Raw genomic sequence first — 20,716 nt, 5'->3', positions numbered from 1 at the left:
GCCGTCAGTTGGGTCAGCTGTGGTTCAGAATGAGCCGGGCCGGCTCTGAGTTCACTGGTGTGGGCCGCCGGGACTGAGAAGCTCCTTGCGGCGGAGGTGTTCGTCCGGACGCGAGTCGATGCGCTCTGCGTCTGGTTCGGACAGGTGTGTAGTGTTTCCGATGGAAAGGGCGCCGCCGATGATACGGGCGCATTTCACAGCCATTTCTGTGATCTGCAGAGCCTCCGTGGCAGACTGACCCAAGGCAAACATTCCATGATTGACAAGGTAAAGAGCCTTCGGCGGCCCGCCGAAAGCGGCGATATGGCGCTGAAGTTCGCGGCGTGCGCTGCGGGCCAGTTGGAGCCCCGGGTCGGTGTAGGGAATGAGCAGCTGGCGCTTGCCCAGAACCACCACCTGGTCTGGAAAGAGGGTTCCTGAGACGAGCTCCGTGGCTTGGTCCGAACAGAGCAACGCATTGACGCTGACGGGATGGGTGTGCGCGACAACCGGCGTCTCCCCGTATTCCTGGCAGACAGCGTGCAGCAAAGCCTCAACGGAGGGCCTCTTGTCTTCGGAGTCGACGAGGCTTTCCATCAGTACGCGCGCAACCGTTTCATCATCGGCCGTGTCATCATTCAGGAGGGCCAGAAGCGGGGCCAGCCGGACCTCAACCAAGTCTTGTCGGGTGGCGGTCGCCATGTTTGCCCCTGACGCTTTGACAAACATTGTCTCCGGGGTGGCTCGACCGGAGACGTTTCCTTCAGCAAGGATCACCAGGTCCCGCCCGGGTTCTCCGAGGGTTCGGCAGAGTCTGACAATGTCGTCGGCTATTTTATGGCTCACGACTTTTCCTTTCGCGCGGCTTGGAGGTAGTGCAGTTTTTGCGCGGCTGTCTGCCAGGCAAGCAATGAGGACCTGTCGGAGGCCGGGTTGTACCGCAACGGTTCGGTGCTGGCCCGAACGATCTTGCGGGCGTGGGCGACATTTTCGACGGCACCCGTCGAGATGGCCTGGACCAAGAGATTGCCCATCGACGTGGCTTCGGCGGGACCGGCCAGAACTGCGCGCTGGCTCGCGTCGGCGGTCAGCTGGCACAACAGCGAGTTTCTGGAACCTCCGCCGATCATGTGGATCACCTCGACGGGTTCCCCGCTGATCTCCCGGGCCGCGGTGATCGCTGCGCGGTATGCCAGCGCCAGACTGTCTACGATGCATCTGGTCATTTCGGCATGACTTTCGGGAATCTGCTGACCGCTTTGTTGGCAATAGCCTGCAATTCGTGCGGGAAGGTCGCCAGGCTCCAGGAACACAGGGTCGCCGACGTCGATGACAAATTGATGGGCCGGCACATCCTGGGCTGCCCGGAGGAGATCCGGAATTGTGGAGCGGCTACGATCGTCTCGGTTCCATTGTCGGACACATTCCTCGAGCAGCCACAGACCTGCCAGATTCCTCATGAAAAGTGTTGCGCCGTAGGCGCCTTGCTCATTCGTGAAATCTGCTGATCGTGCATCCTCGGTCAGTATCGGCCGGTCCAGTTCGAGTCCCACGAGCGACCACGAGCCGCACGAGATGAAGGCGTACGGTTCTTCGGCGGGTAACGCCAGCACGGCCGAAGCGGTGTCATGTTCGGCGACGCGATACACCGTCAGCGGCTCGGCCGCTGAGATGGCGCCGCGGACGGCAGGAAGAATTTCCCCGGCCACGGTCCCGGTATCGCACAACTGTGGCAGGGCCGAGAGCGGGATGCCGGCCCGTGAGGCCAGTTGCGGAGACCATCCACCGGTAGTTACGTCCACGAGTTCGGTGGTCGACGTTATTGAACGCTCCGCGCCGAAAGTGCCTGTGAGACCGTGCACCCACAGATCCGGGATCAGCAGGGCTTTCTCCCCGCCCGCCAGTTCACCGCGCTCGGCAGCGTCCGACAATTGGTAAAGGGTATTGATGGGGAGGGGGTTGATCCCTGTGATGCTGTAACCGACCCGGGCCGGAATCCGCCGACGGAGCCGTTCAACGGTCTCGGACGGAGCTGACCTGTAGTGGCGCGCAGGAGGAAGGTCCTGTCCGCCAGGGCGGACGATGCCGTAGTCGACACCCCAGCTGTCGATGCCTGCGCCACTGGCCGAATGGCCCCGTTCGCGCAGTGACGTAACAGCTGTGCGAAGACCGACGAGCGTCTGTTGAAACAACCGGGTGGTGTCCCACTCCAAAACGCCCGCGATCAGGAGCGGGTCGTTGCTAAATCGTGTTACTTCTTTCAGCTCGATCTGTGTGTCTTCGATGATTCCGTAACAGACCCGTCCACTCGTGGCTCCAAGGTCAACCGCTATAAACGCAGGCATGGATCCTCACTCTCGACACTGAAAGACGGCGATGCACCGAGTGGTACATGTTGTGAAATTTATCAACGAATTTCATCCAACGCAAGGCATTTAAACATGAACTAACAAATGTCGGCTAGGATTACGCTCATAACAAGCGAGGGGAAGACATGACGCTAAGCGGCTCTGCAGCCACTGAAGAACGCCGAGAAATGCTCAGGGTGATTCTTCGCGAGGAAGGCACGGTTGACTTGGTCGCAGCCTCTGAAAAACTCGAAGTGCACCCCATGACCGTTCGCCGCGATCTCGATTTCCTGGAACAGGAAGGGATCGCTCGGCGTGTCCGGGGCGGTGCGGTCTACGTCGGCACCGAGGATTTTCATCAGCGCCAAGGTCGGCATTTTGCTGCAAAACGACGTATCGCCGAGAAGTTAGCGCCCCTGATCAAGTCAAACCAGGCCATCGGTTTCGATGCATCAACGACGGTCTTTCAGCTCGCAAGCGCGCTAAAGGACGTCGAGCAACTCTCGGTCATCACGAACGGACTGGCCACCTTCACGGCCCTTCAACATCGGCCAGGGATACGCGCGTACCTCACCGGAGGGGAATCCGAGGAGCAAAACGCCAGCCTCGTCGGGCCGTTGGCTGTGGCTTCGTTGTCCAGTTTCCTGCTGAATACATGTTTTCTCTCGACGACTTGCATCGACCCGGTCATCGGCACCAGCGAACCCACAATGGCTCAGGTTGAGGTGAAGAAGGCGATGGCGGACGCGTCCCAGTTTGTCGTCATTGCCACGGACTCATCGAAGCTCGGTACGCGGTCCGTCGCTCGTGCCCTTCCAATGACCAGGATCGATCTGCTCGTCACGGAACTCGATCCCAAAGACCCGAAACTGGACCCTTTCCGAGACGTCACTGACATCCTCTGAAGCAGGCACAAGGCACTTCCCAAGCGGAAAGGGAATGGACAGCTCCCACCAGATGCTCGGTTCCGACATCGTTCGGCAAGCCCAAGAGGAGGCAGTTGCCGAGACTCAGTGAGGGACTGGGGCGGGGAAGGTCACACGCTGATCCCTGTAAGGCAGTGGATCCGTGGTCGGAACGACATGATCACGGCAACTTATAGCCAGTTCAGATTCCTCCACTAGATCAAGCAGGTCGTCCCAGACGCCAGAGGGGATCCTCCACTGCGCAAGGTCCGTGACAAAATCGGCTTGCGACGGGGTGCTGGCGCCGACGATCGTTGAAGTAATCCGTGGATCAAGCGTCGAGAACTGCAGGGCAGCTGCCGCCAAGGGGATGCCATACGCCGCACAGATCAACCGCATCTTATCGCTGCGTTCCAGACGTGCCGGGCTCCTCTCCCAGTTCACGCCCTGGGTAGACCTTCCCGCCCCATCCGGAAGTAATCTGCCGGTGAATGGCGCGGCATTTACGAACGCCACCTCCCGGGAGGCGGCATTCTGGATCAGCGGCTCGGCCGCCCGGTCCAGCAGGCTATACGGAACGTGGCTGATCACCGCGTCGAACGCATCAGTTTGCAGGTACTTCAGTTGGAGATCTATCGGACCGCCCGCAATGCCAAGATGATTGATCAAGCCCTGATCCCGCAACCCAACGAGCGTTGCAAGAGGGCCGCTACGCGCCGTTCCTGATTCAAAGCTGAACTCTTCGGGATTACGCAGCAAGACGAGCGGGAGAAGATCGAGGCCAAGGCGCTGAAGGCTCTCTTCCACGGCGCGCACAATGCCGTCCCCCGAGAAGTCGAGCGCTAAGGCGGGTCCCACGCTACGGGTCAGGACAAATCCATCGGGCAAGCCGCCTGCTTCAGAGATGGCCCGCCCAATACACCGTTCTCCCTCGGCTCCTTGCCAGGATTCACCACTCGCATCGATGAAGTTGAAAGGTCCTTCCAACACCCTCCGGATGGTCTCCAAACCGGTTTCGAAACCGGGCCCGCAATCGGGCTGTCTAGTGCACACATCCATCGTGCTGATGTCGATGCCCACTGATGACGCCGACAGGCCCGCACGGCCAAGCATTCGTCTTCTCATCTTTACCCTCGTGCAACCCTTCAAACGGTTTTGTGAGCTTTCCCAGCCTCGGCATCTGGAGCCGAGAATTTCTTTTTTACAATCCACGCCTCGTTGGCCGTAAGCGCATGCCGGCACCAGCCACACCTGCCAGTGCCGAAACAGGCGTTGTGGCCGCCCGGCCTTCTCGAGGCACCCCGATAGGCCTCGTCAACCTCTCGCGGCTTGTACCCGCTCGTGAGTAAGCGCGTCGCCGCCGGGAAGGCTGACGAAGGCTTCCTCTTCTATGCCGAGATCCGCGTACACCCTGTGCAGTGCGGCGACCACGGCTCCGACAGCACCCGAGAAGTCGCCCAACTCGGCAGCAGCGAGCCGGGGAGACGCGCGGAGATTCTGCTCCAGAGCCACCTGGTAGCGGTCAAGTGTCGACGCGAGGGAGTTCGCGATGCCGCCGCCGAGGACGATCGTCTGCGGATCGCATGAAACCGTTGTGGCAGTGAGAACGATCAGAAGAGCTTGATCGAAATGGGCGCGCAATGCCTTCAGCCCGGGGCCCGCATCGCTTGCGAAGAGCTGGCTAGGGGCGGCGAGATCGATGCCCGACTCGGCGGCACGGCGGATGATCCCGGCGCCGGTGACCATGTGCTCAAGGCGAGTCCCAAGGGGGCCGACGGGCAGCTGCCCGAATTCACCGATTAGTCCGTGGTCGCCCTGAAGGATTCGGCCATCGATCGCCAGGCCGGCACCGAGCCCGGAACCGATCGTGACCATTGCAGCGTTGGGCGCGGAACGTGCCGCGCCGAAATGCTGTTCACCGAGGAGCGCATAGTTGGCGTCGTTGTCGAAGCCGACTGGCCTGCCCATGGCATTCTCGACGTCGTCCAGGAACGTTGGCGCCTCGATCTGGGCCAAGTTGGGTGCGTTGGAAATTGTGCGCTTCTGCTGACTCACAGCCCCTGGCAGGCCAACGCAGAGGTGTTCGACCCGATCCCAGACGTCTCCGGCCGATGTGCGCGCCGTGGAGGCCAACCAGTTTGCAAGCTCGCGCGCAGTCGTCGCAGTGGGCGTCGCGATCTCGAGGGCAAGGAGCGGACGAGCAAGCAGGTCGGCGACGACGAGACGGACGTTGGACGCTCCGAGGTCCACGCCGACGACGAAACTGCGATTGGACACCACGTCTAGCTCGACGGCCCGACGTCCGCGAGATTCGGAGATGATCTCGGCAGTCTCGGTGACGATTCCTTCAGCGATCAGCTGGTCGACAGCACGGGTGACTGTCGCCGCGGAGATGCCTGATGCTTCGGCAATCCATTTGCGGCTGGCAGGTCGCGACATCATTAGGGCCGTCAAGACCGCCTTGCGGTTCAGCTCTCTAGTGTCTTGAACCATCGGGGTCTCCTTTTGCAATCAGTGTGAATTCAAAGTTAGCCTAAATCGCCGTGGCGATCCAGCCATCTCGGGGATCGATTTACTGGCCGGTTCATTTGCGATAACACGCGCCGGGCGGGATGCTCCAGCGGAGGCGGCTGCGCGGTTGGCCTTGTCCCGCGTGACTGAAAATCACCCGCAGCCCTGATTTTACGGGGCTCAAACGGTCGGGCGATGACGCCGCTCAGACCTCTCGGCAAGAGTCGCGAACGGGGCGAAAGTGCAGGGCGGAGGATGCCCCGCATCTTCGTCTGCAACCCTCCGAGACCTATTCGTTACAATCGGAGGGGTTGACTTTACTTGCGCACTGAAATCAAAATGGATTACGCACAGTCGAAGATGACAGGCCACGGACCAACCGCTACCTGTCACCGGAACTGGCATCCCACCCGGTCACGGAAGGTAGACCCCCATGAGCACAGCACCCACGGTCCGACGGTTCGGCCTTCGTGCCGCCGTCGGCGCACTTGCGATCACGCTCGCCCTCGCTGGCTGCTCCAGCGGAGGCGGCGGCACGGCCGCTTCATCCGGGCCCGCAGCCAAGCCCAGCCTGGAGTTCGCAGGTCCGAACGGCGAAAAGCCCGGTGCGCTCTCGGAGCTTTCGCTGACGAGTAGCGAGCAGGCGAAGGTGAAGGACGGCAAGTACACCGCCGCTTTCGTCTGGCACACGTCCTCGGACTTCGTGACCGCCGTCGAGAAGGGCGCGCGTGAGGAGTTCAAGAACCTCGGGATCGACGTCGTCGCGAGCACGCAGGCCAACTTCAACGCCGCTACCCAGGCCAACAACGTTCAGACAGTCCTCGCGCTGCACCCGAACATCATCGTTACCATCGCGGTCGACCCCACTTCCGCCGCCGAGGCGTTCAAGCCCGCCGTCGACGCGGGAACGAAGCTCGTCATTATGACGACGCCCCCCGCCGGATACCAGGCCGGCAAGGACTTTGTGTCCATCGTGACGGAGAACCTGACCGAGGCAGGGCAAGCCAACGCCGAGATCTTGGGAGACGCCCTCGGCAAGACCGGCGAGGTGGGCTATATCTCGTACAACGCCAACTTCTGGTTCACGAACCAGAGGGACAAGTCGTTCAAGGATTGGCTGGCCTACGAATACCCCGACATGAAAATCGTTGACTCCGAAGGCTTCGCCGATGAGACGGCCACCCAGACGATCGCGGCCGCCATGATCGCGAAGAACCCGAACATCAAGGGCATCTACGTGTCCTGGGCGACGGCTGCGCAGGGCGTCGTGGCCGCGATCAAGGCGGCCGGGCGGAACGACATCCAGGTGGTCACGAACGACCTGGACACCACCCTCGCGGCCTCGATGGCCTCTGGAACGAACGTGGCCGGAATGGTCGGAAACGGATCCCTCGGAATCGGCAAGGGTCTCGCCTTGGCGGGAGCATACGGCGTCCTCGGCAAGACCGCGCCGGCGCTGGTCGCCTCGGACCCGACCAAGGTCACCAAGGCAGACCTCGACAAGGGATGGCTGTCCGACTATGGCACCCAGCCGCCGTCGAGCATCACCGGCGGCTGACCTCGGACCGAACGGGGCGGACGGTCTCGCCCACCGCTCGCCCCGCTCGCCACGCACCCCAAACACCAAGCACCACGAAGGAGACATCGATGTCAGGGCAAGTCACAACCGTTCTCGGTGCGGTTCCGGCCGATGACCTCGGCAGGGTCATGCCACACGAACACCTCCTCTCGCTGACTCCGGGACCCTGGCTCACTGGCGGGCTGCGGGACGACGCCGTCGATAGGGCGGTGGAGGCTCTCGGGTCGCTCCGAGAGCTCGGATTCGGGACCGTCGTCGACCTCAGCCCTTACGGTGTCGTCGGTCGTGACGACAATGGAGACAACGCTGCACTGCTCGCCGAGATCTCGCGCAAGACGGGCATGCACATCGTCTCCGGAACTGCGTTCTACCTCGAGTCCTACTCTCCCGAGTGGGTGCACGACGCCGACGCCGGCGTCCTCGCCGAGCGCCTGATCCGGGATGTGGTCCACGGCATTGGCGACTCGGGCATCCATGCAGGCATCTTCGGCGAACAGGCGACAAGCCTGGGCGAGATCACCGCGTACGAGGAGAAGTGCCTCCGCGCCGTCGCCCGCGCTCAACGCGAGACCGGACTCTCGATCATGACCCACACCACCCACGGCACGATGGCGTTCGAGCAGCTCGAGATCCTTAACTCCGAAGGCGTTGACCTGGACCGAGTGGTCATCGGCCACCTTGACACCCAGCTGAGCCCCGAATTCGCACGCCGGGTCCTGGATGCCGGTCCCCGCATCGCCATCGACACGATCGGCAAGGAGAACTGGGATTTCTTCCTTGGTCCGGCCCCCGACCCCCGCCCGGACGGCGAGTTCGACAAGCACGCCTTCCACCGGTCCGACGCCGGACGCGCCGACCTTGTCGCGTGGCTGGTGTCGCTCGGATACACCGACCGCATCCTGCTCTCCCAAGACCTCACCGGAGCCGAAGTCTGGATGAATCCGAAAACCCACGGGATCCACGGCTACTCCTACCTCGGCGCCGTCTTCGTTCCCGAGCTCCGCGCACGCGGGGTCTCGGACGTGGACTGCGAACGGCTCCTCACTGCCAACCCCGCCAGCGTGCTGGAGGTGCGGTGAACGTTCTCCAGCACTCCTCCGTTCCGGTTTCGCGGTTCGTCGTCGGTGTCGACCTTGGCGGAACCAAGGTGCGTGCCGGCATCGCCGGACTCGACGGTCGGGTGCTGTTCCAGATGACCGAACCCACCGCTCCAGACGCTGGGCCCGATCTCGTTCCACAGTTGTCCGCACTGGTGGCCGCACTGGCCTCGGCTGTCGGGTCCGATGTATCGGCAGTCGTCGCCACGGCGATCGGAGGAGCGGGCGTTCCCGACGGCGACTCGGGCCGATTCGAGCGCGCGCCGAATCTCGGCGAGCTCGACGGATTCAGCCTGGCAGCCGACTTGGAGGAGGCGCTGGGGCATCCGGTGGTGCTGGAGAACGATGTCAACATCGCCGCCCTCGGCGAACTGCATGACGGCGTCGGCTTCGAGTACGACAGCTTCGCGTTCGTATCGGTCGGCACCGGCATCGGCGTCGGTCTCATCCTCGACCGTCGGCTGTGGGCCGGAGCGAGCGGCGGTGCCGGGGAGATCGGATACCTGCCGTTCGGGGCCGACCCGATCAACCCCGCCAGCCACCGTCGCGGTCCGCTCGAAGAGGCGGTCGCGGGCGACGCCATCGGCCGTCGCTACTCGGCGTCCTCCGACTCAGCCGCCCCCGAAGCCACTCCCGATGCCGTCGAGGTCTTCGACCGGGCCGGGCGCGGGGACCCCTTTGCGGCCGCCTCGCTCGACGAGGAGGCGAAGTGGATCGCCCATGCCCTCGTCGCGGTCGACGCCGTCGTGAACCCGGGACTCTTCGTCCTCGGCGGGGGAATCGGCACCCGCGTCGAACTCCTTGCGCCCATCCGTGCGTGGATGACGCGCCTCGGCCGGGGCGACCTCGAGGTCGTCATCAGCCAGCTCGGCCCCCGCGCCCCCATCGCCGGCGCCGTGCGCCTGGCCATCGACAAGGCCCTCCAGCCACAGGAAAGAGAAGCATCATGACCATCACGACCCACGTCAAGACAGGGACGGTCAGCGACGTCCTCCGGCACATCGATTGGCGGCAGTATGTCGTCTACATCGGCTTCGTAGTCGTCTTCGCCTACTTCGCCATCACCCAGGCCGGCAACTTCCTCAACACCACGACCCTGGTCAACATCATCACCCAGGCCGCCCCCATCACAGTGATGGCGGTCGGGGCGGTGTTCGTCTTGAGCGTTGGTGAAATCGACCTCTCCATTGGTTCCACCGTCGCACTCGCGTCCCTTGGGTCGGCCGTGACGCTGCAGGCGACCCACCAATGGTGGTTGGCCGCGTTGGCCGGACTCGCCATCGGCGCTGGGGTCGGCGCGATCAACGGGATCTTTATCACTATGGTGCGTCTGCCATCCTTCCTGGTCACTCTGGCCACGATGGGCCTGGTGGCCGGACTTGCCCAGCAGGCGACCAACCTGCAATCGGTTCCGGTCACGAACAGCGCCTTCGGTTGGCTGTTCGGCGGCGGGACGCTTCTCGGGATCCCCATTCTGATCTGGTGGACAGCCGTGATCGTCGCGATCGGCTGGCACGTGCTCCGTCAGCGCTCGTTCGGCGCACACGTGCTCGCAGTGGGCAACAAATCGTCGGCGGCTGCGGTAAGCGGCATCCGAGTGAATCGCGTGAAAATGATTGTCTTCATCGTGAGCGGCATGGCGGCGGCCCTGGCCGGCATCCTCTACGCGGGTCGTCTTGCCGGCGCGACGTACACGCTCGGCAGCTCCGACCTGATGAGCGTGCTCGCCGCGGTCATTGTCGGTGGCACCTCCCTCACCGGAGGCAAGGGCTCCATCATCGGAGCACTTGTCGGCAGCCTGTTCATGAGCATGATCAACTACGGTCTGCTCCTGGGCGGCCTCAACGTGGCACAGCAGTTAATCGTGCGCGGCATCATCATCCTCGCCGCCGTCTCCCTCTCGCTCCGCGCCAAGAAGAACAGTTAGGCCCACCGATGTTCTTAGACCTCCTTCGCCGCCGCAACCCGGCGCTCCTGCAAGCGGCCGCCCGGTTCCACCAGAACGGTCAGATCCCGGCCAACACCTATGTGATCGACCTCGACGCAGTGACCCGAAACGCGGCAGCCATCTCGGCCGAAGCCAGCCGACTCTCCCTGACCCCGTTCGCTATGACGAAACAGATCGGGCGCAACCCGGACGCCTCCCGGGCAATCGCCGCCGGCGGCATCGACAAGGCGGTCGGGGTGGACCTCGAGTGCGCGATCGCCGCTGCGACCGGCGGCCTCCGGACCGGTCATCTGGGGCACCTCGTCCAGATTCCCAAGCATCGCGCCGCCGAGGCGGCCGCGCTCGAACCGCTCTACTGGACGGTTTTCTCGGAAACGAAGGCGGCTGAGGCCGGCGCTGCCGCTATGGCGCACGGCCGGGTCCAAGACGTACTGTTGCGTATCCAGGCCCCGGGCGATCGGTTCTATCGCGGACACGAGGGCGGGTTCGACGCCACAGACGTCGTGGGCGCTGCCGACCGGATCGACGCCATTGGGGGCGTTCGGTTCGCTGGCATCACCACTTTCCCCGCAACGCTCTTTGACGCCACAACGGGTGCCGCACGTTCCACTCCGAACCTCGCCACGCTCACCACGGCGTTGCGGGAACTGGAACGAGCGGGCCGCCGGGATGTGCAGGTGAACGCGCCAGGAACGACCTCCGTTTCCATCCTGGCAACGCTCGCCGAGGCCGGAGCCACCCAGGTGGAACCGGGCCACGGCCTAACGGGCACCACTCCGACCCACGCGGTGCAGGATCTCGTGGAGGAACCCGCCATCGCCTATGTCTCCGAGGTCTCCCACCTCTGGAACGGCGACGCCTACGTCTTCGGCGGTGGCCTCTACGTCGATCCGGTGCTCGGTGGCTCGACGACAACAGCGCTCCTTGTGGCGCCGGATACCAACGCGGTCACCGCGCCTGAGCTGCGGGTGGACATGCCGGCAGCCGACGCGATCGACTATTACGCCACCGTTCCTCTCGGCGACCACCGCGCACAACCAGGCGACACCGTGCTGTTCGGGTTCCGCCCCCAAGTGTTCGTCACCCGCGCCCTCACCGCCGGCATTGCGGGCCTCTCCACCGGAACGCCGACGGTCGCCGGTATCTGGTCTTCCGACGGCTCAGCACCCCTCACCATCTCCGACACACTCGCTGCACCCAGGAGGACAGCATGATCATCGCAGACCCCACATCCACGCCGAAACCCGACGACGGAACGGTCAAGCCGCTACGGCTCGACGGCATCAGCAAGCACTTCGGCGGCATCGTCGCCATCAAGCGGTTCGACCTCGAGATCGAGCCAGGCGAGATCGTCGCGCTTGTCGGCGACAACGGCGCCGGCAAATCGACGCTCGTCAAGATCATCTCCGGCCTCTACCAGCCCACCGACGGGGAGATCTGGTTGAACGGGGAACGAACCATCTTTCGCGACGCCTCCGATGCGCGCACGAAGGGGGTCGAGGTCGTCTACCAGGATCTCGCACTCGTCGACCTCCAGCCGGTGTACATGAACCTGTTCCTCGGCCGCGAACTGCGCAAGCCGCCGTTCGGCACGCTCGATCGCAAGGGGATGGCAACGCGCACGCAGGCGCTCGTCGACGAGCTGGATGTGCGCATCCCCTCTGCGAAATCGACGCTCAGCGACCTTTCGGGCGGCCAACGACAGGGTATAGCCATCGCTCGCGCCACCCATTGGGCCAGCAGCCTTGTGCTCATGGATGAACCGACGGCGGCCTTGGGGGTGGCCGAGACCGCGAAGGTCGAGGAGACCATCCTCAAACTCAAGGAGCGCGGCGCCGCCGTACTCGTCGTCAGCCACAACATGGAGCAGGTCTTCCGCATCGCCGACCGGGTTACCGTCCTCCGACGTGGGACACAGGTGGGAACCCGGCGCGTCGCCGACACGTCCCACAATGAGCTGATCTCGATGATCACGGGGCTCGCCTCGTGAGCGCGGCGATCATCGACGGGCCCGGGGCACTAATGCGGGCGGAAATCGCCGAGCAGCCCAGCCGCTGGATCGACCTGCTTGATGACCAGCGGGCCGCCATCGACGCCGCCGCCGACCTGATCCGTGAAACCCAACCAGAATTGCTCGTCTTCGTGGCACGAGGGTCAAGCGACCATGCCGCGATGTACGGCCAATACCTCGTCCACAACCTTCTTCACATCCCGGCCATGCTGGCGACCCCGGCAACGGTGACCGCGTTCGACACGAGCCTCCGCTACCCCTCGACTGTCGCCATCGCCGTATCCCAATCGGGCCAGTCCCCGGACCTCCTCGCGACCGCCGAATCCATTGCCGAAGCGGGCGTGCCCATCGTCGCGATCACCAACGATTCCCGGAGCGCCCTCGCCGCACTCGGGCGCGTTCATATTCCGCTCGCGGCAGGGCCGGAACTCTCGGTTGCCGCGACCAAGACATACACCGCGGAGCTCTTGGCCATCGCACTCGTGGTGTTCCGCGTCGCCGGCCTCGATTGGGACGACATCGGAACTCGCGTCCGTGCGACAGCGGAGGAGGCGATCGCAGTCCTCGGTCAGCCGCTCGACGAGCTGGTCGATGCGTTCGAGGGCCGCGAACGCATCCTCATCGTCGGCCGAGGCTACGGGATGGCCACCGCGAAGGAGGGTGCCCTCAAGCTCATGGAGACGAATGCGATCGCAGCCTCGGGCTGGAGCGCCGCCGATGCGACCCACGGCCCGCTCGGGCAAGTCGTGCCTGGTGCGGGCATCATCGCGTTGACGCGCGGCGACGCAGGCCGCGACTCCGTCATCTCCTTCGCCGAAGCGGCCACCCGCCTTGGCGGGCTCGTTGCTGAGCTGGGCGGCCGGACAATCGCGGCCGCCCAGGTCCAGGTGCCGAGCGCCACGGTGTCGACCGAACTGTCGCCGCTCGTCGACATTCTCCCGCTGCAGAGACTGGCCCTGGAACTGGCACTACGCCGCGGACTCGACCCAGACAGTCCAGTCGGTCTCGCCAAAGTCACCAAGACCCACTAACGGTTCCGGGATGACGGCCGCGATGTCCAGGGAAGGCAGGAAGCTGAACAATGAGAGTAGGACTGCGGCTGCAGGGAACCAGCTGCCGGACCGTTGTGCTGAACGGGCGGACTGTAGTTTCAGCCATTCGGGAGGTGCACGCGGGCAGTTTGTCGGAAGCCTTGGAATTGTCCATGTCAGGGCTCCGTCGGGAGTTCGGGCCAGGCATCACGGAGATCACAGCCGACGTCGGACGGGTCTTGGTGGAGCGGAAACTGGCCGACGTTGTCGCCATCCGCATTTCGCCCCGTCCGCCCGCGGACGCCTTCCACATGACCGTGCCGCCACCCCTTGTTGAGCCTGCAGTGACCCGGACCGTGCATGTCCGCGGGGGTCACGACCTGCGGGGACGGCCTCTGGCACGGTTGGACCTGGAGGCGTTCCTGGCCGATCTCCCCGGCATCCTTGCCGGTGACGCACGGAACGTGGCGATCACTTCCGTCGGTTCGACCGCGTCAAGGAACCATGAAACGCGTATAGCCGATGCCATCCTAAGCAACGATAGAGATATGCGGATCAGTATTTCCAGTGATTTCTATTCCAGTGTTTTCCGGGACCGCGACTACACGGCCATCCTAAACAGCGCCCTGATGGAGACGGGGGAAGAGCTGGCTGCAATGCTTACGGAGGCAGGCCGGCGGCAGTTCCCGGCCACCCAATTGTCGTTTGCAAAGAACGACGGCGGCCGCGCGCCTCTATCACGGTTGGCGTTGGCTCCTGTGCACGGGTTGCACGCCGAGCCCGCGATGGCAATCCTTGGCGCGGCCACACTGGCGGGAATCCCCAACGGGGAAGTCATTCTCTGCATGGAGGCTGGGGCCACCGTGGGCCACACCCGCGGAGGGCTGCCTGTCTCCAGAAGCCTCATTCGCCAAGGATTCGACGCAAGCCTCGCCAGCAACGCCGCCATTCTCGAGCCGTACACCGTCCACCACCCGGTTCGCCCCGACATCCCGTCCGTGATTGCCGACCTCCGCGAGCGGCCGGAGAGTGCGCTGCCCTTCGGGCTGGTGCCCACTCTGCCAGCGGTGCAGGACGCCGCACTGGTAGGGTCTGCAGCGGCGCCGCTGACGGCGTGGATCGACAGACTCGAGACCGTCAGCGGCCGGGTTGACCTGAAACGCGTACAGAACCTCGCCGAAGAGGACGCCCACTCAGCGGCGGTCCAGTTAGGCGCCAGCCCCGGGCAAACCCGCATCCTTGAATCGAACGTCTACGCCATGCCCTACGGCAATCCCGGAATCGTTAGAATCCGGGTCCAAGCGGCAGGAGAAACGTCCGCCAACGAGGAACACGTGCTGCCCGCTGCCGTGCGGGGAACCAACCCATGAGCACCATACTCACTACCGAGGACATCCGTAACCTCCGCACCGGGGCCCACTTCCTGACCTGCACCATCGACCCGACGGCCATCTACATCTACGCCGAGATGATTCAACGGGCGATGGAGGACCGGTCGTTGGAGCTCATCACCGTCGATGAGCTTGCTCCCGACGATCTGGTGGTGGCGGTCGGAATGGTAACGCAAGGCCTTTTCATCGCCGACATGCCTCCCGTGGGCGATGAGTTCCTTGGCTGCATCCGTGCCATCGAGGCGAGTCTCGGCCGGTCGGTGCGGGCGATCTATTCGCTCGCCGCCGCCAACATCAACGGAATCGTCCCCCTTATGGTTGGGCTGCAGTCCTCGCTGCCTGTCATCGATTCCGACCCCATGGGCCGTGTTTTCCCCTTGATCAGCCAGACAACTCTGAACATTGGAAACGTGGCAATCGGCCCTATCGCGCTCATGGGGGTAACCGGGGAACGGGCGGTGGTTGAGGTCGAAAGCCCGCAGCGGGCCGAAACGCTGGTGCGTGCACTGGTGACCGAACTCGGCGGCTGGGCAGCCACAGCCATGTATCCGTGTTCCGCGCAACAGCTGAAGGAGCATGGCGTCCATGGCTCCATCAGCCGGATGATCCGGATCGGGCAAATCCTCGACGCGAGCACATCGGTTGAGAGAAAGCTGTTGCTGCTCGCCGATCTCCTCGGCGCGACACGCATCGCCCGGGCCCGCGTGAGCCACATCGAAAGCCTCTCCCGGCCCACCGACCTCGGCCTGCCGGCGCAGCCGTCCAGCGTAACGCTCGAAGACGAAACCACCGGACGCATCGTCCGTCTTGAAATCCAGAATGAGATCCTGCTGGTCCTCGTGGATGGTGCGGTGACAGCAGCCGTCCCGGACATGGTGACGCTACTCAATTCCGAGCACGGCACGGTGGTCAACATCGACGACGTCCAGGTGGGCGACGTCATCGACATAATGAAGATCACGGCAGCGGCGCAGTGGTACACGGAGGCGGGGTTGGATCTCACCGAGCCAAAGGCCTTCGGCATTCCGATCGTGCACCCAAGGCGGAGACATGCGTAGATCGAAAAATGAAACCCGCCTCGATGTCGCCGGGCTATTGGCGCACGGTTCCCTCCGTGGCACCACTCCGCTATATCTCACTCCATCCAGCGGGCTGATAGAAAGTGTTGTTCTCGTCTCCCAGCTTGAAGCAATCCGGCAGGTGCGGCCCAATACCGTGGTGGTCCTCACCTCAGAGATGGGATCAGGGGGTTGGCTTGTGTCAGCGGCGCTGCGACACGCCTGGGAGCGGCGGGCCAGCGCCGTCGTCGTGGCCGGCAGCGCCTATGCAAGCGCGGCGGTCGGACTGGCAGAGCGGTTGGGCATCACGCTGCTGGCCACTGATGGGGAACCTGCAGCGCTCGCCTTGGCGCTGGCGGCCGAGATCGGAGCGGCCCTGTCAGTGGTCGATGCGGAACTGGCCAGGGTTGCCCGGACAGTCGCAAAGGACACCACACTCGGTGATGTCCTCAAGACCATTTCCAGGGAACTGGACGGATCCGGAGTTTCGCTGGAACACGACGGCGTTGTTCTGGCCTCCGCCGGAATGCCTCCACGGGAGACTGACGAAGTCATCACCGTGGAAGTCGGCGAGGCCAATAGTGCCGTCCGCTTCACCCTCACGGCCCGCGTGCCCACTTCCGGCGTTCACAACCTGCGGCTGGTCCGCTCAATCCTTGAAGTAGCCACCCCCTCTGTGAAGGCTGCCTGGCTGTTGGAGGACCTACTCAGCACTGCCCGGGCCGTTCCCACAGCAGCTATCGCCGGGTTGGATCAGGACCCTGCCGCGTCAGGCGCGGAGTTCGAGGAAAAGCACCGACATCTGCTGAAGCAGTTGGGCTGGCGCGAAGTGGAGCCGTACGTGGCCGTGTGGTTCCGCAGCGGGCAGGTGCAAGACCATCGGCCCGAGCTGACGGCCGTGTTGCGCCTGCTCTGGCGCAAGGTCACAGTACGCAGCCCCTTGGCGGAGGTTCAAGGCGGTTGGCTGACGCTCGTACCGGCCGGGGAGGAGGACGCCTCCACCCAGCTCGAAACCCGGATCAGGACACGTCTGGGGCCGGCTCTTGCCGAGCTTGGCCTGGTGGCGGGACTGTCCCGATGGCAGGAGGATGTCCCAGCGCTGGCGTTGATCGTGCGTGAGGCGCGGCTGTCCGCTGAATCCGCCCGGTCAACGGGACCCGGCACGGTTCTAGGCTTCGCCAGCCTCGGGGTGGTCGCGGCCACGACCTTCGTCGACATGGCCGCCGTCGCGCTCGTGGCAGAACTATCACTGCCGCGGCTGATGACCTCCCCTGACCGCGACGTAATCATTACCGCAGTGGCCGTCTTCCTCGATCACCGCGGCTCAGTCAGCCTCGCTGCGAAAACCCTCAACCTGCACCGGAACACCCTGCAGGCCCGGCTTAACCGGGCGAGGGAACTCGGTGTCCCGCTTGATATTCCCTCTGAGCTGCTGTCCGTCCACCTCATCGCCAAAGTGCTGCAGCGCGCGTCTTCATCCGTCAGCAGTACGTGACGGCGCGGTCCATGCCTGAGCTCGACCCCGGTCCGTGCCCGCGGACTGTTCCACGGACACGGACACGGAGCCAGGCGCGTCCGGGCTAACTTATTTCGACGACAATCTTCCCTGACTGTTCGTTCGACTCCATGTAGCGGTAAGCATCAAGCACTTGGTCGAAAGCAAAGACCCGGTCGACTCTGGGCCGCAGGGCCCCGGAGCTAATCCGCTCGAGGATGAAGTCGACACCTCGCCGCCGCTCATCGGCCCGTCCGACGTGGTTGAACATTGAGTACGGGTGGAAAACCGATTGAGTCCTGCACATTGCGGCCATAGGGATGACGGGCTGCAAATCGCTCAGCGTTCCGTAGCCGAAGATGACGGCGTTGGGTGCGAGGTGATCGACGTAGGTGCCGAGGGACTCTCCTCCGACAGGATCGAAAGCGACCCGCACGCCTTTGCCATCGGTGGTGCGGTCGATGACTTCGCCCAGGTCGTCGACTCCTAGGAGGGCCACTTCGTTTGCGCCGGCCTCAAGGAGGAGCGATCGCTTCTTCTCCGACCGTGTCGTCGCGACCACCTTCGCCCCAAGTGCGCGTGCGATCTCGATGGCCCCAAACCCGGCTGAACTGGCGGCGGCCGTCACGAGCACTGTGTCTTCGGATCCGAGGTTGGCTACTTCTGCGAAAGCGAAGTAAGAAGTGAGATATTGCATCCACACAGAGCAGGCTTGGGCGTCCGAAAGTTCCGGTGGAGCAAGGGTTAGGTAGTCTGCCGGGAGGACGGCTGTTGTTGCCTGCACGCCGTCGGTTGTGGTGAAGAATGGAATGCTCGTAACGCGGTCGCCGATGCTGAAGGCGGTGACGTTCGCGCCGATCTCGGTGACGGTGCCAACTGCCTCGGAACCAATGCGCGAGGGGAACACCGGGATGGTGTAGTGCTCTCCGTGGATGAACATTAGATCTGCCCGGTTGAGTGCGAATGCTGCGACGTTGATCCGGACATCGTTTTCGGCGACTGGACGTGGAGAAGCAGCTTCGACGGCCAGCACATCGGGGCCGCCTAATTTGCGGAAGACAACCGCGGATTCCGGCCTGTTCACGAGGACACCGTGGTCATTGACACCATGTGCTTTGGCTCGAGGGCCGGGAAGAACCGCTGGCGTTCTTGGGCCGTGGGCCCGTCGTAGCCCAGGCGCTTGCTGTGCGTCCAACCGAACCGACGAACCGAGTCGACGAGCTGCTCGGCGTGTTTGAGCGGGGCCACAGTCGCGTCGATCACGGGTACGCCGATTTCCTCTTGAACCGTTCGGAAGAATCCGAATTCGGCCGTGCAGCCGAGGATGACGACGTCGGCGCCGTCCTGCTCCACGGCTTTGCGGGCTTCGGTCATGATCCGCTGTTCCGTGAGTGCCGGGTCCTCCTGGAAGTCATCGACGCCCATCTCGAGCACGCGCCATGAGGCAAGACGGTCTGACGCGCCGCAACGATGGACGTTCTCGGCCATCTCCGGAATCCACTTTTTCCGTCCGACGAGGATGGAGAATCGCTCGCCCAGACTTCCGGCGATGCTCAGCGCCGAGTGCGCCGGGCCCACAACCACCATGCGATCGGTGATTTCGCGTGCCGCCCGCAGCGCGGGGTCGTAAAAACAGCCGATGACGGCGGCGTCATAGCCTTCTTCTTCCGCCCACCGCACCGTTCGCAACAGCGATGGAAGCATGAGTGCCTCGAAAGCGTTGTACTCGACGTGTGAGGGGCCCTCTCCGTCAAGGGAAACGACATCAACTTCGGTGCCGGGACGGACTATCTGGCGGAAGGAATCCGCCATCGCTCGGTTGTACGCATCGGTGTAGAGCGGGTTGATCCACAGGATTCGGGCGTTCTCCGAGAGATCGTGGAGATTGTCGGTGGGGGTGATCATTCCAATTCACTTCCTTCGGTTTCGGGCAAGAACAGGCCAAGGATGACTGTGACAAACAAGAACATGTTGATGAACAGAATTGTCGAGGTGGCTCCGGTGGCGGAGGCTAGGAGGAACCCGACAAGACTCGGTGCGACCGTATTCGCGACGCGCTGACCGAAAATCCCGAACCCGTAGCCTGAGCCACGAAGGGCTGAGGGATAGAGCTCGCCCATCCACGTGTCCCAGACACCCCAGGCTCCCAGAGCGAAGAAGGCCAGGGAGAACATGCCGAGATACATTTCGGTCTCGGTTGAGGCTGTCGCGAAGAAGAAGCCGCCGCCAGCCGCGGCGAGGACGTAGATCGTGAATATCCATTTGCGGCCAAAGCGTCCGGTCAGGTAGGAGGCCGTCATGTATCCGGGGATCATGAGGACCGCGCTCAGGGCAATGAAGGCAAAGCTTGATGAGGCGCTCAGTCCCCGCCCTTCAAGCAATGTTGGCATCCACGATTGAAGTCCCCAGTAGCCCCAAGAGAAGGTGAAGTTTATGAGGACTTGAATGACCGTGACCCGGCCCATCCTCCCCTTGAAAAGGCCCCAGATGGACTGCTTCTTGCCCTCCGAGACGGTGAAAATGGTGCCACGGGAGATGCCGCGGGCTCCCAGATGGTCGAGGACATCGTGCGCCTCTTCGTTCCGCCCCCGCCTCGCGAGCCAGTACGGGGATTCCGGAACGATCTTGTACAGAACGATGCCCCAGAGGCTGGCAAGTGCGCTAACAGCAATGACCCAGCGCCAGCCGTGCCCTCCGATCAGAGCAGCGGTGCCGAGGGCGGCCAGGATACCAATCGGCCACCCTGCGGCCAGATAGACCGTTGCCTTTCCGCGGGCCTTGACCGGGAGCAGTTCTTCAAAATAGGGGAAAGTCACAGTGAAGACGCCGGAGAACAACAGCCCGGAGAGGAAACGAGCCACCGAGAGGGTCTCAAAGTTCGGTGCGAAGCAACTCAGGAGCGTGAAGACGCCATAACCGGCGAAGCTCCATGCACACGTGGCCTTCCTACCGATCCGGTCAGAGATGGGCCCCCAAACTAGTGACCCGGGGATCATGCCCAGGAAGAGCGCCGAGATGGCGATTCCTACCTGCGTCGTGCCGACCTGCAGGCTGGTAGCCAGATCACCAGCAACGTAGGTGAGCATGAGCATTTCCCAGGCTTCGATTGCGAAAGCGAAGAATAGAACGGCGCAGATTTTAAAGTGGATGGACCCGAAAGGCATGTCGCGGAACGCGTGCCCGACGGCCATGGAGCGAGGCGGGCTCGCCGTCCCGGGCGCTTGCCCTGAAATGAGTGGGTCGATGCTGGACATGTCTTGACCTCCGATATTTTGGACAGGATAAGAAGTACACGCAGTGTTTCTGGGCACGGAGAACAGTCCGGATATTAGGGAATTCACCTCGGAGCAGCTCACCAAAGCC

The 20,716-nt window shown here is 63.4% G+C and carries 18 protein-coding genes; 11 read left to right on the top strand and 7 right to left on the bottom strand.

Going from position 1 to position 20,716, the window contains the following annotated elements; translation table 11 throughout:
* Positions 1-51: 51 nt before the first annotated feature.
* Together AC1DJW_RS18680 and AC1DJW_RS18675 are read right to left on the bottom strand one after the other, a co-directional pair.
* Complete coding sequence (locus AC1DJW_RS18680) at positions 52-825, bottom strand: class II aldolase/adducin family protein (RefSeq protein WP_284755805.1); 774 nt, start codon at positions 823-825, stop codon at positions 52-54.
* Positions 822-2,324, bottom strand: coding sequence for a rhamnulokinase (locus AC1DJW_RS18675; protein ID WP_476902134.1), 1,503 nt, complete (start codon positions 2,322-2,324; stop codon positions 822-824). Before AC1DJW_RS18675 ends, AC1DJW_RS18680 begins: the two co-directional genes overlap by 4 nt.
* A gap of 149 nt (positions 2,325-2,473) precedes the next feature.
* On the opposite strand from AC1DJW_RS18675, the gene AC1DJW_RS18670 reads away from it, so the two are divergent.
* Positions 2,474-3,232 carry a DeoR/GlpR family DNA-binding transcription regulator gene (locus AC1DJW_RS18670; RefSeq protein ID WP_476902133.1) on the top strand — a complete coding sequence of 253 codons (759 nt, stop codon included), beginning with the start codon at positions 2,474-2,476 and terminating at the stop codon, positions 3,230-3,232.
* Positions 3,233-3,337: 105 nt separating this feature from the next.
* Here AC1DJW_RS18670 and AC1DJW_RS18665 read toward each other — a convergent pair whose 3' ends face one another.
* Positions 3,338-4,312 carry an aldo/keto reductase gene (locus tag AC1DJW_RS18665; RefSeq protein ID WP_476902132.1) on the bottom strand — a complete coding sequence of 325 codons (975 nt, stop codon included), beginning with the start codon at positions 4,310-4,312 and terminating at the stop codon, positions 3,338-3,340.
* A gap of 234 nt (positions 4,313-4,546) precedes the next feature.
* The gene (locus AC1DJW_RS18660; RefSeq protein WP_476902131.1) at positions 4,547-5,725 is read right to left on the bottom strand and encodes an ROK family protein; all 1,179 of its coding nucleotides are present in this window, start codon (positions 5,723-5,725) and stop codon (positions 4,547-4,549) included.
* 451 nt (positions 5,726-6,176) lie between these two features.
* On the opposite strand from AC1DJW_RS18660, the gene AC1DJW_RS18655 reads away from it, so the two are divergent.
* The 10 genes from AC1DJW_RS18655 to AC1DJW_RS18610 all read left to right on the top strand — a co-directional run bounded on the left by AC1DJW_RS18655 (position 6,177) and on the right by AC1DJW_RS18610 (position 17,353).
* A complete protein-coding gene (locus AC1DJW_RS18655) occupies positions 6,177-7,301 on the top strand; it encodes a substrate-binding domain-containing protein (RefSeq protein WP_390280613.1) in 1,125 nt (374 codons plus the stop codon).
* Positions 7,302-7,390: 89 nt separating this feature from the next.
* On the top strand, positions 7,391-8,401 hold the full coding sequence (locus AC1DJW_RS18650) for a phosphotriesterase family protein (protein WP_459341348.1): 1,011 nt from the start codon (positions 7,391-7,393) through the stop codon (positions 8,399-8,401).
* Positions 8,398-9,369: an ROK family protein gene (locus AC1DJW_RS18645; protein ID WP_459341347.1), complete on the top strand. Its 972-nt coding sequence runs from the start codon at positions 8,398-8,400 to the stop codon at positions 9,367-9,369. The genes AC1DJW_RS18650 and AC1DJW_RS18645 overlap by 4 nt, the downstream gene beginning before the upstream one ends.
* The gene (locus tag AC1DJW_RS18640; protein ID WP_390280620.1) at positions 9,366-10,346 is read left to right on the top strand and encodes an ABC transporter permease; all 981 of its coding nucleotides are present in this window, start codon (positions 9,366-9,368) and stop codon (positions 10,344-10,346) included. Before AC1DJW_RS18645 ends, AC1DJW_RS18640 begins: the two co-directional genes overlap by 4 nt.
* Before the next feature lie 8 nt (positions 10,347-10,354).
* Complete coding sequence (locus AC1DJW_RS18635; RefSeq protein WP_476902130.1) at positions 10,355-11,581, top strand: alanine racemase; 1,227 nt, start codon at positions 10,355-10,357, stop codon at positions 11,579-11,581.
* A complete protein-coding gene (locus AC1DJW_RS18630) occupies positions 11,578-12,357 on the top strand; it encodes an ATP-binding cassette domain-containing protein (protein ID WP_476902129.1) in 780 nt (259 codons plus the stop codon). Before AC1DJW_RS18635 ends, AC1DJW_RS18630 begins: the two co-directional genes overlap by 4 nt.
* Positions 12,354-13,409 carry an SIS domain-containing protein gene (locus AC1DJW_RS18625; RefSeq protein WP_390280622.1) on the top strand — a complete coding sequence of 352 codons (1,056 nt, stop codon included), beginning with the start codon at positions 12,354-12,356 and terminating at the stop codon, positions 13,407-13,409. Before AC1DJW_RS18630 ends, AC1DJW_RS18625 begins: the two co-directional genes overlap by 4 nt.
* Before the next feature lie 173 nt (positions 13,410-13,582).
* Positions 13,583-14,779 (top strand): hydantoinase/oxoprolinase N-terminal domain-containing protein, encoded by a 1,197-nt coding sequence (locus AC1DJW_RS18620; RefSeq protein ID WP_476902128.1) that lies wholly within the window; start codon positions 13,583-13,585, stop codon positions 14,777-14,779.
* Positions 14,776-15,858: a DUF917 domain-containing protein gene (locus tag AC1DJW_RS18615; protein WP_459341345.1), complete on the top strand. Its 1,083-nt coding sequence runs from the start codon at positions 14,776-14,778 to the stop codon at positions 15,856-15,858. Before AC1DJW_RS18620 ends, AC1DJW_RS18615 begins: the two co-directional genes overlap by 4 nt.
* Entirely contained in the window at positions 15,851-17,353 is a 1,503-nt protein-coding gene (locus tag AC1DJW_RS18610) for a helix-turn-helix domain-containing protein (protein ID WP_476902127.1), read from the top strand. Before AC1DJW_RS18615 ends, AC1DJW_RS18610 begins: the two co-directional genes overlap by 8 nt.
* Positions 17,354-17,438: 85 nt before the next feature.
* Here the strand turns inward: AC1DJW_RS18610 and AC1DJW_RS18605 are convergent, their stop codons facing one another.
* Genes AC1DJW_RS18605 through AC1DJW_RS18595 form a run of 3 tightly spaced genes read right to left on the bottom strand, consistent with a single transcriptional unit; the run spans position 17,439 to position 20,607 of the window.
* On the bottom strand, positions 17,439-18,437 hold the full coding sequence (locus AC1DJW_RS18605) for a zinc-dependent alcohol dehydrogenase family protein (RefSeq protein ID WP_476902126.1): 999 nt from the start codon (positions 18,435-18,437) through the stop codon (positions 17,439-17,441).
* The gene (locus AC1DJW_RS18600) at positions 18,434-19,258 is read right to left on the bottom strand and encodes an aspartate/glutamate racemase family protein (protein ID WP_390280630.1); all 825 of its coding nucleotides are present in this window, start codon (positions 19,256-19,258) and stop codon (positions 18,434-18,436) included. Before AC1DJW_RS18600 ends, AC1DJW_RS18605 begins: the two co-directional genes overlap by 4 nt.
* Positions 19,255-20,607: an MFS transporter gene (locus tag AC1DJW_RS18595; protein WP_284755829.1), complete on the bottom strand. Its 1,353-nt coding sequence runs from the start codon at positions 20,605-20,607 to the stop codon at positions 19,255-19,257. Before AC1DJW_RS18595 ends, AC1DJW_RS18600 begins: the two co-directional genes overlap by 4 nt.
* Positions 20,608-20,716 lie beyond the last annotated feature (109 nt).

It is taken from the genome of Arthrobacter sp. 05L417 (assembly GCF_056397865.1).
This window is presented reverse-complemented; position numbering and strand designations above follow the sequence as displayed.

What these genes read in the sequence shown, in the direction of transcription:
- AC1DJW_RS18675 (WP_476902134.1), bottom strand. Translation starts at nt 2,324, where the DNA reads ATGCCTGCGTTTATAGCGGTTGACCTTGGAGCCACGAGTGGACGGGTC.
- AC1DJW_RS18670 (WP_476902133.1), top strand. Translation starts at nt 2,474, where the DNA reads ATGACGCTAAGCGGCTCTGCAGCCACTGAAGAACGCCGAGAAATGCTC.
- AC1DJW_RS18660 (WP_476902131.1), bottom strand. Translation starts at nt 5,725, where the DNA reads ATGGTTCAAGACACTAGAGAGCTGAACCGCAAGGCGGTCTTGACGGCC.
- AC1DJW_RS18655 (WP_390280613.1), top strand. Translation starts at nt 6,177, where the DNA reads ATGAGCACAGCACCCACGGTCCGACGGTTCGGCCTTCGTGCCGCCGTC.
- AC1DJW_RS18650 (WP_459341348.1), top strand. Translation starts at nt 7,391, where the DNA reads ATGTCAGGGCAAGTCACAACCGTTCTCGGTGCGGTTCCGGCCGATGAC.
- AC1DJW_RS18640 (WP_390280620.1), top strand. Translation starts at nt 9,366, where the DNA reads ATGACCATCACGACCCACGTCAAGACAGGGACGGTCAGCGACGTCCTC.
- AC1DJW_RS18635 (WP_476902130.1), top strand. Translation starts at nt 10,355, where the DNA reads ATGTTCTTAGACCTCCTTCGCCGCCGCAACCCGGCGCTCCTGCAAGCG.
- AC1DJW_RS18630 (WP_476902129.1), top strand. Translation starts at nt 11,578, where the DNA reads ATGATCATCGCAGACCCCACATCCACGCCGAAACCCGACGACGGAACG.
- AC1DJW_RS18620 (WP_476902128.1), top strand. Translation starts at nt 13,583, where the DNA reads ATGTCAGGGCTCCGTCGGGAGTTCGGGCCAGGCATCACGGAGATCACA.
- AC1DJW_RS18615 (WP_459341345.1), top strand. Translation starts at nt 14,776, where the DNA reads ATGAGCACCATACTCACTACCGAGGACATCCGTAACCTCCGCACCGGG.
- AC1DJW_RS18610 (WP_476902127.1), top strand. Translation starts at nt 15,851, where the DNA reads ATGCGTAGATCGAAAAATGAAACCCGCCTCGATGTCGCCGGGCTATTG.
- AC1DJW_RS18600 (WP_390280630.1), bottom strand. Translation starts at nt 19,258, where the DNA reads ATGATCACCCCCACCGACAATCTCCACGATCTCTCGGAGAACGCCCGA.
- AC1DJW_RS18595 (WP_284755829.1), bottom strand. Translation starts at nt 20,607, where the DNA reads ATGTCCAGCATCGACCCACTCATTTCAGGGCAAGCGCCCGGGACGGCG.